Here is a 15,688-nt window from a genome sequence, read left to right as displayed (position 1 = left end):
AGATCGGATTCTTCAGACCGCCGCATCCGATCCAGCCGTGGTACTCGGCGCTAACCGTTGACCGCCCAAAATCTCGGGTTTGACACGGCTCAAGAACTCGGCACAGGCGCCCACGACTCCCGCCTCGATGATGATGATCGGGATATGGGCTAACAGCACCGCGCCCGCCACCGCATGGAATGCTTCGCCGGTGGTTGCCAGCGCCACGGCGAGGACGATACCGGAGATCCCGACTCCGGTGGCCCCGGCCAGCGCCCCGAAGATGAATTCCCTGCGCTTGAACGAAAAGTGATAACGTTGTTTCCATACGATATAGGCAATCAACGCTCCTCCGCCCATCATCAGGCTATTCACGCCAATGACGGTAACTCCGCCATGCCCGAACAGGATCGCCTGTAACACCAACCCGACCAATACCGCAGGAAAGGCCCGCCATCCCAGGATTACACCCACCAATCCATTCAGGATCAAATGCACGCTGGTTACACCGATGGGAACGTGAATCAGAGAGGAAACGAAGAACACAGAGGTAATAACGGAAACCTTGGGGATTTCCTCCAGATCCATCTTGCGCATGGTGGCTGCGGCAAGTACAGCGGTGCCGACAATCCCGGTGATCAACACCGGGGCGCTCAATACGCCTTCAGATATATGCATAGGATCCTGCCAGAGCCGTGGTGAAGGTTGATTCTGAGTCTATCGGCAACCCCAATGTGAAATGGAGAAAAATTTACTTTACTGCAGCCGAAGACGAAGGCCGGGAGCCAGCCACATCCAGCATCTTGCGCGCCTTGACGTAAAACAATATCCCAACAATGCCAAAGATAAACCCTATGCCACCGACGATGTTCTCGAGTCCCGCTCGTTCCTTCAGTTCTTCGATAGCACGCATCAGGGGCAGATTGGCCTCCGCGACCGCCTTGCGAACCATTGCCTCGCTGGCGCTCTCGGATCCGGGCGATGACTGGGCGGCCTCCTCCTCCGTAGCCTCACCCATGCTGGGTGTCACCTCGTGACTCTCCAAAATCTTCGTCCCTGTATCAGATGCAGCAGCCGGGCTGACCCCGCTCAGTTCATCGCGCGAAATGAGGAATTCCGCACGATGACCCATTCCGGCGTTGAGAACAATACGGAGATCCGTGATCTTCGGAATATCGAATGAAAACTTCCCGTCGCGATCCGTCAAACCCTTGACCAGAACGTTCTTGTCAGGATCGGTAACGATGACATCGCAGTTCATCGGTTTGTTGCCATCGGCAAAATACCCTTCCATCATGACCTTGTTGCCCTCGACATAGGCAAACATGTTTACCTTATGCGCATAGGCATGACTGGAGGCAAGACTCAGGATTAGAATCCCTGACAACAGCAGTAAGAAGCGGAGTTCAAATGAACTGAAAGACGCGCCCCGTTGCCGGGGCGCGTCCTCAACTCCTGCTCCTTTCATCGGATCGGTGAAAGTAGACATGAGAACCTCATACGATATATGAGAATTATTACATAAAACCTACTTCATGTCGTGGGCGCGAACCCATAGTACGGCCCCGATCTCAATCGGATAGTCCTTACCGTCATGTTTCATGGTGTTCTCATCCTCATTCAGCGCGGCAAAACCCCACCAGCCAGATCTGGGCATCGCATAGGTAAAGACGCCGTTGGCATCGGCCTTGACGACCTGAGTTATCATAGGATCCGCTTCAGCCTTAAGTTTTCCATCCTTGTTGTAGTATTCAACTTCGACTTCAGTGAAAGGAGCGGGCTTCCCGTTGATATTGACGACACCCTGAAAGACATTGCCTGCATAGATGCCGTAGGGACGTGTCAATGGCACAATTTCAGTCTTCAACCCCACCTCATCTCCCCAACCCTCTTCCAGGCCAAAGGCGTTCACCACCACTTTCGTGTAGTGGATGATGAAAGCTTCTTCGGCAGGCTCCCAGTAGGGCTTGGGTTCGATGTAGAAAGTATGATCACCGGGAGATTTCAGTGCATAGGTGATCTTGAAACCGTCATGCGATTCTCCATCCGACCCCTTGAATTTGCTCGTCTTGAGGCTGCCAAGCAGGTCTGTCTTCTTGCCACCGGTAAGCACGCCAAACTGCGCAGGCTTTACCATATCCATCCCATGGCCCTCAAAGGGATGCCAGAACATCACATCAAGCTCGAGATTACGAGCCTCATCCTGCTTAACCATATCATCCGATGGAATAATCATCTGAAAATGAGCAGATGCTGTGCCGATGGATCCCACCGCCGTGACTAGCCCACCCAAAAAAAGGCTCAACTTCATTGACATATTTTTCATTAGCATTGCTCCTTAATGTTATTGAAGTACTGGGCAGAAAATATTGTTCGATTTATGACCAAGCATTAACCGAAAGCGCTGGTCAAAGTGGTGAAGTGAATGCACTGGCCCCTGTTTGTATTACTGCGGTAAAAATGTAACCACATGTTTTAATTGAGCTTAAACATAACACATCGTAATCTATATTATCTATAGATCACATGTAATATTGTATTCGCAATAGATCTTCAGTCAAGCTGAATTTGCTGTTGATAATAGGGAACGTGGGGGAATTCTTAAACGAGGGGGGCACTTCGCCCCCATTTGCCGCGGGGGCGAAGTCATTCAAGCTGGTTTAACGGGAGGGGTATCGGTCACGCCGATTTACGAACCACTCGCTTGGCAACTCCAGGATCTTCAGAGTTCTTCTCAACCCAGTGCTTTTTACCTGCGGTTGTCACTTCACACTTCCAAAATGGAGCGCTTTCCTTCAAATAATTGATTATATAGCGACACGCATCGAACGAATCCTTTCGATGCGCCGACCATACAGCGACCAGGACGATAGGGTCCGTTGGAACCATCTCACCCACTCGATGAACCACCAGGCAATCCATGATGTCCCACCCATGCATCGCTTCCTGACAGACGCGCTCGATATGATGCTCTGTCATCCCCGGATAGTAGTCGAGATTCATCGCGCGAACATCCTGCCCGTCGTTGAAATCGCGCATCGTACCTACAAACGAAACGACACCACCGTGCTTGCCTAGGGGTAACGCTGACGTTTCGTAGTCTACGATCTCTTTATATGGGTCCAAGACGTCTTTGGTTATAAAGACTTTCATACATCAGCCTCCCGTCACGGGCGGGAAAAATGCAACCTCATCCCCGCTCTTAAGTTCATGAGTCGCATCCGTGTATTCCATGTTTACTGCAACTAAGATCGTCTCGGGCAACGGCGTGTTCGAAACTCGTGTCCACAAGTCAGCCACCGTCACCTTGTTCTGATCAATATTCAGCTTGTCTTCAGAACGACCCATCCGGTCACGCAAGCTAGCGAAATACCGTACCTTGAGATCCATAATTAACGCCCCTATTTCCGATCTAGTTAATCCAGCCCAACTCAGGCGTTGGCGGATCTGCGCCAATGGCCCGATTTGCCCCCTGATTTTTCCAGCAACCCGACATCGGAGATCACCATGCCTCGATCAACTGCCTTGCACATGTCGTATATTGTCAAGAGTGCGACCTGGACTGCGGTCAGCGTTTCCATTTCCACCCCGGTCTGACCGCCACAACGCACAACAGCCTTGCAGTAGACGGCATTTTTCTCCGGTTCTGGAACAAGCTCAACGTCCACAGCCGTTATCATTATAGGGTGACATAGCGGAATGATATCCGGGGTCCTCTTCGCGCCCATGATTCCGGCGACGCGGGCGATACCAAGCACATCCCCTTTTTTATGCGAGCCTTCCATGATCCTCTTCAAGGTTTCAGGTTGCATAAAGATACGGCCCTCGGCAACACCCTCCCTGATCGTGACACTCTTGCTTCCCACGTCGACCATGTGGGCCTCACCGCTGGCATTAAAATGTGTCAGGTCGTTATAGCTCATATCCGTCCTTCTTCTTTCGTGTTTGTCTCTACGCTAGTACCTGATACCCAGTAATAACTAGCCGCCGATTTGCGTCATACTTGCTCGTGAACGCGAAATGTCCGATACATTGATCTTCGCCGCAACGCTAGCTGCTTTCTTCGCCTCGAATCCGTCTTTATGCTTCTCGTCAAATGCCTTACGGAACAAGGCAACCACATCATCATCAGAGGCGCCGTTCCGTATCAGATCTTTCAGGAGATAAGGCTCTTCTGAATACAGACAGTTCATGATGCTACCATCCGCGGTAACGCGGATACGGGAGCAGTTGCCGCAAAGACTACGGGTAAACGCGGGAATAACCGCGACCTTCCCGGCATATCCGGGAACCTGATATATGTGGTGCTCGGTACGGGTGCCGCTCGTAGGCTGGAGTCCATGCCCTTGATAGAAGCTCTCTATCTGACCGCATAAATCGGCGGCGCTGGCAAAATGCTCGCCGGATTCCCAAATCTGATGGGCGTCAAAGGGCATGAATTCGATGAAACGCACCGTGATCGGTCGGTCTTTGGTCAGCTCGCAGAAGGGTATAAGTTCATCCTCATTAAATCCGCGCATCAGAACCACATTGACCTTTACTCTCGGGAATCCCAGCTCAACTGCAAGATCGATACTTTCGAGCACCTTCTCAAGACCGGATCGACGCGTAATTGATTCGAACTTATCCGCCTGCAACGAATCAAGGCTGATATTGACTCCGAATAACCCGGCTTCGCGCAAATCCCTTGCATACTTGGGGAACAACAATCCGTTCGTTGTTAGATGTACTGCCTTCACCCCGGGAGTTTTAGCTGTCCTTGCAACGATATCCACGATATCTGGACGCACAGTGGGCTCGCCGCCTGTATAGCGGACCTTCCGCACTCCCATCCGAGCCAGGACCTCGACAACACGGAGGATCTCATCGGTACGAAGCACCATGTCTTTTTCTTTAAACTTCACACCTTCTTCAGGCATGCAATAGGTGCAGCGCAGATTACACTGCTCGATTACAGCGATCCGGACGTAGTCAAACGTGCGTCCATGTCGATCTTGCAGAGGGGGAAGTGGATTCAAGGGGAGATTTTCTTGCGGAGCCGACTTTGACTCACTGGCGAATGCCCCATACGACTTTTTCTGATTCAGCGAGTTGTTGAGCATGACTATATCTCCTCGACGGCTTATGCTTATTTGGAGTATTCAAACAATCTATATCGGCTGGTCACTCACCTTAATTACAACGAATCATGACCATGGACCTCATGCTCCGTAGCATCCACAAGCGTTAGTCCAAAATCCGTCCCTGAGAGTTCGAAAATGCATTAAAAAACCGTGTCTGATGCCAGACAAGCTTGAGCCATCCTTGACGAGGTGATAGGGGCAGGTATAAACAGTTGCGCCCCATGTTGCATACCCTTGCACAGCGAGAACGTCGAATCAGGTATCGACACGTGGCTCTAACACCTGATCTCATGCCCATTTACGAATATGGGTAAAGCTTATGGAAGAATAGCACAAATTTACATAATACGAAATTATGGCTTCCGTGGATCAGCCTCATACTTAAGCTCAGCAGAGCCAGTTAATGCTGTAAGCTGCCAGGCACCCCCAACGACTTCACACAAATTTAGAAATTGATAAGAATCAATGTGCCTTTGGTTTTTTCTGTGTGAATGAGTATTATCGAACCGATGGGAAAGACCTTTCGAGTTCAACTTCAATCACCCTTAGGAACTACGCCGTCAACCGTTGTCATATAGGCAAGGGTTAATTCCGGTCATCTTAACGAGAAAGCGATATGAAAAAATCCAACATTTATCATCAAGGAATATGGGGAGTTAAACCGTCCCTTCCTGTCGCTCGTTCACACTGCCCAACAGCCAGTTTCGGCGGGAAGATCTATGGCTTCGGCGGAGGCGGCCCAAATTTCAAGAGCCTAAACTCGGTCATCATTTATAACCCTGAATCAAACACTTGGGAAACTGGCGCTGATATGCCGACACTCAGGTCAGGCGCAATAGCCACCACTGTTGGCGATTCTATTTACATCATTGGCGGTGGCTTCAAGCAGGAGAATGGCACTTTCCGTTTCTTGAGAACCACTGAGATCTACCATCCGGAATCCGATACTTGGAACAAGGGTCCGGACATGATCATGCCGCACGATTACCCGGCAGGAGCACTGCTCGGCAACTATATCTACATACTCGGCGGCCATCATCCGGATGCCACGTTATCTGGCCCGAAAACTGATCCTGGTTTTGATTTCTGTGAACGACTGGACCTGCGCACCGGCAAATGGGAACAAATCGCACCACTACCGACGCCTAGATTTGCACTCGACGCAATTGTCATGAATCACCGCATCTTGACCATGGGTGGAGTTGCATTTACTCCACAGGGATTCAACAATTTTGATCATATCGAGTCCTATGATCCTGCTACTGGAAAATGGTCTCGAGAAGAACTAGCCCTCCCATGGACTGCTGCTGGCGCTGCCGCATGCTCGATCTCCGACCATCTCTTCATATTTGGGGGATATAGTGGTGACGGGATTAGCGACCATTGCGCCTGTTTCGACTTTACGAAGAATGAATGGCATATCATGCCGCCAATTCCACAGCCCCTTGCCGCCACCGGGGTGGGTGTGATGAATGACTCGATTTATCTCTTGGGCGGCTGGGCGGACGACGGACGTACCCCGCAGTCCTGCTGTTATGTCTACACATTTAACTGATCGACTGCGGCGGAACTATGTGTGCTTGACCGTCAACTAGAGCGCTATAGCCGGCATATCCTCATGCCGGAAATTGATCTTGCCGGCCAAGAGCGACTACTGAATTCCAAGGTCATGATCGTCGGACTCGGGGGGCTCGGATCCCCGTCAGCCATGTATCTTGCCGCCAGCGGTATTGGCGAGTTGATGTTAAATGATCATGACCATGTTGATCTTGGCAATCTGCAGCGACAGATTCTCCATAGCATGCCCGAATTAAATAGGCTAAAAATTGAATCAGCACGTGACCGCCTGCATTCGCTTAACCCCGATGTGCATATCGTCACGATTGAGCGGCAGCTAACCTTAAATGAACTAGCGGATTATGCCAGTCATGCCGACGTTGTTATCGACGCCAGTGATAATTTTAATTGCCGTTACACCATAAATAACGCTTGCGTTATGACACAGACCCCACTCGTGTGGGGAGCCGCTACCGGCCTTATAGGGCAGGTAACGGTCTTCAACAACTTCGAACAAAACCCATGCCTGAATTGCCTCTATCCACTTCAAGCAGATCAGGAACCGATGGGATCATGCAGCGAAAGCGGAGTGCTAGCCCCTCTGACAGGAATCATTGGCAGCATGATGGCTACCGAGGCACTCAAACTTCTGCTTGGACTTGGGACATCCCTCAGTGGACGCCTGCTGCAATTTGATGCCGCCAAGCCTGAATGGCGCCAATCCCGGTTCACCAAAGATCCGAAATGCGAGATCTGCGGACTATCTAAACTGCAGGTTGCCAGACCAGATCACGCAGAAGTGTTCTAAGGCTCCTGCAGAAATGGTCGATATGTCGGTATCGCCTCATTTCACAGATGCGAGTTTGATCCATTTGGTATATAATTTCGCGCTATATAAGGCATGCTTTCGCCTGCAACAATCACTTGCGGGCTTCATTCATGTTGTATCGCACTCCCCATCTGATCTATTTAATTACAGGCTGGAGGTCTATACATGAAGGCCAAAGATCGACGACTCGCAGAACTACGCGATTCCATACCAGAAGTCTCCCCCGAAGATGCTCTCACTCTAAGCCGTAACGGCGCAGCACTTGTCGATGTACGCGATACAGATGAAGTGGCCCAAGGCAGCCCGGTCGGCGCCTGTCGTCTCGGCAGGGGATTCCTGGAATTAAGAATTGAGGACATGGTCCCGGACTTGGACCGGACCATTCTGGTCATGTGTGCGGGGGGTGTCCGCTCCCTGTTCGCCGCTGAATCACTAAAAAGATTGGGCTACAAGGACGTCCGCTCAGTAGGGGGCGGATTCAGTCGGTGGAAAAATTTGGGCCAGCCTTTCGAGATCCCACGCATACTGGATGCTGAAGCGCGTGAACGCTATTCACGCCACTTGTTAATGCCCGACGTCGGAGAAGCAGGACAGCTCAAATTACTAGACAGCAAAGTACTGCTGATCGGGGCTGGCGGTCTCGGCTCCCCTGCAGCTTACTATCTTGCAGCGGCAGGTGTAGGTACCATCGGACTTGTTGATCATGATGTCGTTGATCGCAGCAACCTGCAAAGGCAGATTCTGCACACAGATGCTCGCGTGGGCATGCCCAAGGTCGAATCAGCCCGCATAGCGCTTGAGGCATTAAACCCGGGTATTAAGGTAGTTGGCTACCGTACGCATCTCGACAGCACGAATGTAGAAGAAATCATGTCCGAGTACGATGTGATCGTAGATGGAACAGACAACCTGGCCACCCGATTCCTGATAAATGACGCATGTGTAAAACTGGGCAAACCGAACGTCCATGCTGCGGTCTATCGATTCGAAGGGCAGATCACCGTATTTTGGCCTGAATATGATAAGAAGCATGGAAACTGCTATCGATGCATGTTCCCCGAACCACCGCCTCCGGAATTCGCCCCCTCATGCGCGGAAGCGGGCGTTTTAGGAGTCATGCCCGGCATCTTCGGCCTACTGCAGGCCATTGAGGTCATCAAGATTCTGCTCGATCTAGGTGACCCTCTGGTCGGCCGTATGCTGCATTACGATGCCCTGTCAGGCCGGTTTACGGAGCTTAAGGTCAAGAAGAATCCAAAGTGTCGATATTGCGGCGAGGGCGCTGTATTCCCGGGATATCAAGACTACGCGCAGGTCTGCGCATCTAATGCCTGAACAAATGGGCCGGAGATGCATAACTGCATGCTCCGGCGCTATGTTTATACTTACAGAAATACCAAGGCTACGAGGCAAAGCTGGAGGCCATACTATCCAGGCCCTCGCATCCCTCCATGATTTTTGCTGTTATCGTCATAGCCTGGTACTCGCCGATTCCCAGTGAGTCAAGCAATGCCGGTGGCACCTGCGCATCCACAGCATCGCCGATGTTGTAGCCTTTGAGAAGCCTGTCCGCGAGAAAGACAAGCTGAGGGTAAACGGCGTGGATCTCCTGGTAGTTTTCATTGTGATGCTCTCGAACCGCCACCACAATCTCTTCAGGCAACTGCCATGCCTCCATTAACCACGCACCGATCATTCCATGGTCGGTGCCGAGCACGCGGTGCTCGATAAGTTCGACGGGCTTGTCAGGATACTTGATCACAAACTTGTTAAGAATTAGAAACTCCTGCTTGAAGAGATGGCCCAGCAACAAATGGCCGAAATTGTGCAGCAGTCCCGCCAGGTAGGCGATTCCCGCCGGTGGACGTATTTCTTTCGGCACTGCACTGCTCAATGCCTGAACCAGGGCTGCACTGTATACGGTATGGCGCCAGAAAGCATCCAGCCCAAGCGGCACATTCCGTGCGATTTTGAAGGGTCTTGCTGCAGTCGCGTTCAATGCCAGATTCATTACCGTGTTAAACCCAAGCACCCGTGTAATGGCCGTTTGCACCGACTCTATCCGACCTTGATAGCTGAAGAAAGGTGAGCTTGCATAACGCATCACTTGGGATGCCAAGCTAGGATCCAGCTCCACGACTTCCACCAGTTCCTTGACGTCCGCATCGGTCTTGGCACTAAGACGCAAGATCTTTTGCGTCATCTCAGGCATGGGTGGCAGTTTATCCAGACGCTTGATACGTGCCTTGATATCCAACAGTGGTTCACCATCCCTGGTCGTGGCATCTTGCACCGGCTGCGAGTGGTTATGAGGCTTTATCTGTACGGTGGGCATGCTCATATCATCCTTTCCTCCGGCATTCCTGATTCGAACGATTCGTCCTGCAAAAAGGATCCCTGGATCCACTCACCTGAAATTTAACGTACGGGATTCTATTGAGAAGTATCGACACTATGCCAGGTGGGATTGATTACATTTCCATGATTTGCGGAATGAATCACAGAAGTGATGAGGTCTGCGTCACAATGAGGATCTCATCCACACAAACTTCCTCGCGGGCAAAGGGCAGCACATGGGCTTAATTGATAAAACCGGAAATGTTGATTTAATCACCCACTTCTCAATTTGTCGTACACCCGTACGTTTGACAGTCAACTACAAATCATAAAGAATACCCCGATATCAGAATATTACGAAAGACAACAACTTAACTAGCATTTTGGATGCCGGCCGTACTCCATTACAAGCCATGAGAGATGTGCTTCTTAGACCGAATCATGCAAGTAGTCTGGGTTAAATTGCTGTGATGCACCAGACATCTGGCATTCACAAAACCATATCCTTTCGGATTTACGTCCTGTTATTCCTTGCCTTTGTACCCGCCACTGGCAGCGCTGTTATCGACGATGAGCAATGGGGGCTCTGCAAACCGCGCACAGAAGCGAACACACTGCCTTCTGACTTATTCAATGGACAGCATAACGGCGAGACCATACTTTCCGCTGACGAAGCTGAAATATTGAACCGGGATATCGTGCTACTCCGAGGTGATATCCGCGCAAGGCAGACTAACCAATACCTGCGGGCTGACTCAGCGACTTACTGGAAAACATCAGATCAGCTGCATGCTGAAGGACATATTCTATACTTCAATGATGACCTTGCCATCAGCGGCGAGAATGCGGAGCTATCACTTGGCAGAAACACCGGCATCATAAATGAAACCTCCTATGACCTCCCATCGAGGCATGCCCGTGGAACTGCTGAAGCTGCAACGATTGAGAGCAAGGATCTCACAATACTGAGCGGAGTAACCTACACGACGTGCGACATAGAGGATAATGCTTGGCTTCTGAGATCAAGCAAGCTGCGCTTGGACCAGAACAGCGGGGTCGGAACCGCAAAAAATGTCATGCTTTCATTCAAGCGAGTTCCATTCTTTTATTTTCCTTATATCAGCTTTCCTATCGACGATCGGCGGAAATCCGGCTTTCTAACCCCCAGCTACGCCCACTCGAATGACAATGGAACGGAATTCACACTGCCCTACTATATAAATCTTGCGCCTCAATTCGACGCAACCCTGACTCCGCGACTTATATCCAAACGCGGCTCCATGATTACCAGTGAACTCCGCTATTTGAGCCCGATCAATCGGGGCCAGCTTGACCTGGAGTACTTACCCGGCGACGATCTCGCCGGCAAGGATCGCAGTCTATTCAGTTTCCAGAACATGTCACGCTTCACAAACCATCTGAGCTCGAATATTGACATCGTGCATGTGTCGGATACGGAATATTTCCGCGAACTTGGCAACAGCCTGAGCTTATCCAGCATCACTCATCTGAGGCAACTCGCCAGCCTGGATTACCGAAGCGATCTCTGGACATCCGCCGTCCGCTTGGAAAACTATCAGACTGTTGATGACACCATCCCGGATGACAGCAAGCCATATCAACGCTTGCCACAACTATTGTTCAGAACCATCAAGCCGGATGAAGATGGCGCACTCAATTATAATGTTTTCGGTGAATATGTTGACTTCAAGCATGATGACCGGATATCAGGCCGCAGGATTGATCTGCAACCCAGCATCGAATACCCCTTCAGATCGCTCTCCGCCTTTCTGACACCTACAATCAGATTGAGGCAGACCCTATATACGCTCAACAGCAGTGATCCTTTACAAGATTCGCGCCCCAGCCGGACCGTGCCGTCGTTGTCGATGGACAGCGGGGTATTTCTTGAAAGGGACAGCCAATGGGGAACGAGTGCAATGATTCATACGCTCGAGCCCAGGCTATACTATCTATACAGCCCTTTTCGCGAGCAAACTGATATTCCTCTGTTCGATACCGCCCTGCCTGACTTTAGTTACTCACAACTATTCCGTAACAACAGGTTTAGCGGCAACGACCGGGTCGGGGATGCGAACCAAATCAGCATGGCATTAACCACGCGCTTCTTCGAGAAAGAGACCGGCAGCGAAAGGCTGCGTGCCAGTATCGGCCGTATCTTCTATTTCAAGGATCGCGAGGTTAGCCTGAACAACCAGCCCGAAACCGAGAGCACATCTGATGTCGTTGCTGAATCAGTTGCCTCCATTCTACCGAAGCTCACATCCAGGCTGGACGTGCGCTGGAACCAGGAATCAAGAAAAATCGACAAAGGCAGTGTACACCTGCAATACATGCCGAATGCCCATAGCATATTCAACATAGCCTATCGATATCGTGAATCAGAACTGGAACAGTCGGACATATCATTCCTCTGGCCCCTAGGAAGGCACTGGCATATCATAGGTCGCCGTAATTATTCCCTGCTGGACCACCGCGCGCTGGAAACTTTGGCTGGTCTGGAGTATCAAAGCTGTTGCTGGCGCACACAACTAGTCAATCGCCGCTACATCAATGATGATCTTGGCGAAACCAGGGAGAATCTCTATATTCAATTTGAGCTGAAGGGACTGACCAGCATTGGCGACAGTCTCGAAAGCGTATTGGGACAGGGAATTCTTGGCTATGAAAATTAACACTTTACCAGTGGACACACACATGACACCCCGGCCACCCCATTTTCCCGTGTTCCCATTCATCATGCTGATGTTGGCAGCAGTACCCGGCCCTGCCTGGAGCGCCGATGAACGTCATAGCAATGATGTGATCGATCGCATCGTCGCCATAGTTGACGATAATTTCATTGCCGAGAGTGAATTAAACGACAAGATTGCGTCAATCAAGCTTCAATTGCACCGGCAAGGTATGCAAATACCGCCCAACCAGACGCTGCAAAAACAATTACTCGAGCGCGCTGTGCTGGAGCAGATACAGCTGCAGCTCGCGGAAGGCAACGGTATCCGCGTGGACGATGAAGCATTGAATCAGGCGATCAGCGGAATAGCCTCCCAGAATGGCATGACGCTGGAGGAATTCCGCGATGTGCTGCAAGAAGACGGATTGGACTTCGTAAAATTCCGGGAGGATATACGCAAGGAGATCGTCTTGCGGCGCCTACGGCAACAATATGTCGACAGCCGCGTCACCATCACCGACCAGGAAGTGGATGGATTTCTTGCCACTCAGCGCCGGCAGGGTAATGGATCCGACGAATATCATATCGGCCACATTCTGATTTCTCTGCCGGAGGCAGCCACTCCGGACCAGATCCAGCAGGCACAGACAAGGGCTGATAGCGTACTGAGCCAGCTGAAATCAGGCGCAGACTTCCATCAGGCTGCGATCTCATCATCTGATGGTCAGCAAGCACTCAACGGCGGCGATCTTGGATGGCGCAAGGCTGGCGAACTGCCTACCCTGTTCGCCGAACTGGTACCTAATATGAAACCCGGAGAACTCAGCAATTTGACGCGCAGCCCAAGCGGTTTTCATATCATCAAGCTGTTTGACCACCGGGCCGGTCAGCAGCACATTGTCACGCAAACCCGTGCGCGCCACATACTAGTGCGCCTGAGCGCACTTACGACAGACCAGAATGCCCAGGATATCCTCTACGACATCAAAGAGCGCATAGCGGCCGGCGAGGATTTTGCCGCACTTGCCCGCGACATATCCGAAGACAAGGCAACCGCGCCGAGCGGAGGTGATCTCGACTGGGTGGACCCCGGCGAGATGATCCCTGATTTCGAGACGGCGATGAACACACTGGCGCCCGGGGAAGTCAGCGATCCTGTCAAGACGCGTTTTGGCTGGCACCTGATCCAGGTTCAGGAGCGGAGAGAGCATGACGACACGGAGGAATTCACCCGCGATAAGGCCCGCGATGCCATCTTCCAGCGCAAGATCGAAGAAGGTACCGAAGAGTGGTTGAGACGACTGCGCGACGAGGCCTATGTCGAATATCGCCTGTAACCGCGAGCGAACGACCGGACACCTCCGTGAGCGGTGAAATTCTCCGCATCGCCCTGACGCCGGGAGAGCCGGCGGGCATCGGGCCGGATATCTGCATTCAAGCCGCGCAGCGGTCCTTTCCCGCGTCCATCGTCGTGATAGCAGACCCTGACCTGCTCCTCGCACGTGCGCATCAGCTCAGGTTGCCGATTTCCCTGAAAGAGTATCAGCCGAATGGCGACGCCCACATTCAGCCGGCTGGCACAATCGAAATCCTCCCGGTGCGCTGCCCGCAACCTGCCGTCAGCGGCATTCCGGATCCGGAAAATGCCGCCTATGTCCTCAACACGCTCAAGCGTGCGGCGGACGGATGCATGAAGGGGGAGTTCGCGGCCATGGTCACCGGACCTGTCAACAAAGGCGTGATCAACTCCGCCGGCATTCAGTTCACCGGGCACACCGAGTACCTCGCCGGCATTACCGCCACGCATGATGTTGTCATGATGCTGGCCACTCCTGGTCTGCGCGTAGCCCTGGTCACGACGCATCTCGCGCTCAAGGATATTTTTGGCGGAATAACGCGCGAACGGATCGAAGCCACCCTGCGCATAACGCATGACAGCCTGCGCAGATATTTTCACATCAGCGCGCCCCGCCTGCTCGTCTGCGGATTGAACCCGCACGCGGGTGAGGATGGAAATCTCGGTCGGGAAGAGATCGAGATCATAAGTCCCGTCATTGATGCCCTGAGAAATGAGGGCCTGAACATAATCGGCCCCAAACCGGCAGACACCTCATTCCTTCCCGCCATTCTTGCCGGAATCGACGCGGTCGTAGCGATGTATCACGATCAGGGATTGCCGGTATTAAAGCACATGGGATTTGGCCAGGCGATCAATGTAACCCTCGGCCTGCCGATAATCCGCACCTCGGTGGACCACGGCACGGCTTTGGAACTGGCGGGCACGGGATTCGCAGATGTTGGCAGCCTCAACGCCGCAGTCAGCGCCGCGATTGAAATGGCGGAGAATTCCCGTTCCGCGCCGCAGGGCTGACAATATGCACCTGCCGCGCAAGCGATTCGGTCAGAATTTTCTGCAAGACCAGGGCGCCATTTCGAAAATCGTCAAGGTGATCGGCCCCCGCTCCGGCGATCACATGATTGAAATCGGACCAGGGCGCGGCGCGATTACTGTTCCGCTGCTTTCTTGCGGCATCGAACTTGACGTGATTGAACTTGATCGCGATCTGATCCAGCATCTTGAACAGCTCAAGTACCCAGGCAACTCCACTTTGTCTATTCACAACTCTGACGCGCTGGATGCTGATATCTGCGCCATGGCCAGAAACGGGCGCAAGCTGCGCGTCGTCGGCAACCTGCCCTACAATATCTCCACGCCGCTGTTATTCCGGCTCATCGATCAGCTCGGCTGCATCCAGGACATGCATCTCATGCTGCAGAAAGAGGTTGTTGATCGTATGGCGGCTGATCCCGGTAACCGGCAGTACGGCCGACTCAGCGTGATGGTGCAGTATCACTGCGAGGTCCAGCAATTATTCACCATCGGCCCAGGCGCGTTTATTCCGCAACCCAAGGTCGACTCGAGTTTCGTCAGACTGATACCTCATGCGGAGCCAAGAGTCAAGGTTGCCGATTATGACGCCTTCTCGCTTCTGGTTAAAACCGCGTTCGCGTACAGACGCAAAACCCTGCGCAACGCACTCAAGGGACTGGTGACGGATGACGCCTTTGACGCCGCTGCTGTCGACCCCAATCTGCGGGCCGAGCAACTTCATGTGGAGGAATTGGCCAGGTTGAGTGAAAAACTCACCCCCGCCCGGAGCGGTTGAA

Annotated in this window: 15 protein-coding genes; 7 read left to right on the top strand and 8 right to left on the bottom strand. The window is 52.2% G+C overall.

Annotated elements, in window-relative coordinates; all coding sequences use genetic code 11:
* Positions 1-12: 12 nt before the first annotated feature.
* The 7 genes from cbiM to moaA form a co-directional block, all read right to left on the bottom strand.
* Positions 13-657: a cobalt transporter CbiM gene (gene cbiM / locus IPK65_11315; protein MBK8163693.1), complete on the bottom strand. Its 645-nt coding sequence runs from the start codon at positions 655-657 to the stop codon at positions 13-15.
* Between the two features lie 73 nt (positions 658-730).
* The gene (locus IPK65_11310; GenBank protein MBK8163692.1) at positions 731-1,468 is read right to left on the bottom strand and encodes a hypothetical protein; all 738 of its coding nucleotides are present in this window, start codon (positions 1,466-1,468) and stop codon (positions 731-733) included.
* A 39-nt stretch (positions 1,469-1,507) separates the two neighbouring features.
* Positions 1,508-2,305, bottom strand: coding sequence for a DUF4198 domain-containing protein (locus IPK65_11305; protein ID MBK8163691.1), 798 nt, complete (start codon positions 2,303-2,305; stop codon positions 1,508-1,510).
* 353 nt (positions 2,306-2,658) lie between these two features.
* Positions 2,659-3,132 carry a molybdenum cofactor biosynthesis protein MoaE gene (locus tag IPK65_11300; GenBank protein ID MBK8163690.1) on the bottom strand — a complete coding sequence of 158 codons (474 nt, stop codon included), beginning with the start codon at positions 3,130-3,132 and terminating at the stop codon, positions 2,659-2,661.
* A gap of 3 nt (positions 3,133-3,135) precedes the next feature.
* Entirely contained in the window at positions 3,136-3,369 is a 234-nt protein-coding gene (moaD, locus tag IPK65_11295; GenBank protein MBK8163689.1) for a molybdopterin converting factor subunit 1, read from the bottom strand.
* Positions 3,370-3,410: 41 nt separating this feature from the next.
* On the bottom strand, positions 3,411-3,902 hold the full coding sequence (moaC, locus tag IPK65_11290) for a cyclic pyranopterin monophosphate synthase MoaC (GenBank protein MBK8163688.1): 492 nt from the start codon (positions 3,900-3,902) through the stop codon (positions 3,411-3,413).
* A gap of 57 nt (positions 3,903-3,959) precedes the next feature.
* On the bottom strand, positions 3,960-5,081 hold the full coding sequence (moaA, locus tag IPK65_11285) for a GTP 3',8-cyclase MoaA (GenBank protein MBK8163687.1): 1,122 nt from the start codon (positions 5,079-5,081) through the stop codon (positions 3,960-3,962).
* 637 nt (positions 5,082-5,718) lie between these two features.
* Between moaA and IPK65_11280 the strand changes: the two genes are divergently transcribed.
* From IPK65_11280 to moeB, 3 genes are all read left to right on the top strand, one after another.
* Positions 5,719-6,657: a hypothetical protein gene (locus IPK65_11280; GenBank protein MBK8163686.1), complete on the top strand. Its 939-nt coding sequence runs from the start codon at positions 5,719-5,721 to the stop codon at positions 6,655-6,657.
* Between the two features lie 21 nt (positions 6,658-6,678).
* Positions 6,679-7,467 carry a HesA/MoeB/ThiF family protein gene (locus tag IPK65_11275; GenBank protein ID MBK8163685.1) on the top strand — a complete coding sequence of 263 codons (789 nt, stop codon included), beginning with the start codon at positions 6,679-6,681 and terminating at the stop codon, positions 7,465-7,467.
* 186 nt (positions 7,468-7,653) lie between these two features.
* Positions 7,654-8,823, top strand: a complete 1,170-nt coding sequence (gene moeB, locus IPK65_11270; protein MBK8163684.1) for a molybdopterin-synthase adenylyltransferase MoeB — start codon at positions 7,654-7,656, stop codon at positions 8,821-8,823.
* Between the two features lie 67 nt (positions 8,824-8,890).
* Here moeB and IPK65_11265 read toward each other — a convergent pair whose 3' ends face one another.
* Positions 8,891-9,829: an HDOD domain-containing protein gene (locus IPK65_11265; GenBank protein MBK8163683.1), complete on the bottom strand. Its 939-nt coding sequence runs from the start codon at positions 9,827-9,829 to the stop codon at positions 8,891-8,893.
* 466 nt (positions 9,830-10,295) lie between these two features.
* On the opposite strand from IPK65_11265, the gene lptD reads away from it, so the two are divergent.
* The 4 genes from lptD (at position 10,296) to rsmA (ending at position 15,687) form a co-directional block, all read left to right on the top strand.
* Positions 10,296-12,521 (top strand): LPS assembly protein LptD, encoded by a 2,226-nt coding sequence (gene lptD / locus IPK65_11260; protein MBK8163682.1) that lies wholly within the window; start codon positions 10,296-10,298, stop codon positions 12,519-12,521.
* A gap of 64 nt (positions 12,522-12,585) precedes the next feature.
* Positions 12,586-13,857, top strand: coding sequence for a peptidylprolyl isomerase (locus IPK65_11255; protein MBK8163681.1), 1,272 nt, complete (start codon positions 12,586-12,588; stop codon positions 13,855-13,857).
* Between the two features lie 53 nt (positions 13,858-13,910).
* Complete coding sequence (gene pdxA / locus IPK65_11250) at positions 13,911-14,891, top strand: 4-hydroxythreonine-4-phosphate dehydrogenase PdxA (GenBank protein MBK8163680.1); 981 nt, start codon at positions 13,911-13,913, stop codon at positions 14,889-14,891.
* 4 nt (positions 14,892-14,895) lie between these two features.
* On the top strand, positions 14,896-15,687 hold the full coding sequence (rsmA, locus tag IPK65_11245; protein ID MBK8163679.1) for a 16S rRNA (adenine(1518)-N(6)/adenine(1519)-N(6))-dimethyltransferase RsmA: 792 nt from the start codon (positions 14,896-14,898) through the stop codon (positions 15,685-15,687).
* The last annotated feature ends 1 nt before the right edge of the window (position 15,688 follow it).

It is taken from the genome of Gammaproteobacteria bacterium (genome assembly GCA_016712635.1).
Taxonomy (GTDB): domain Bacteria; phylum Pseudomonadota; class Gammaproteobacteria; order SZUA-140; family SZUA-140; genus JADJWH01.
This window is presented reverse-complemented; position numbering and strand designations above follow the sequence as displayed.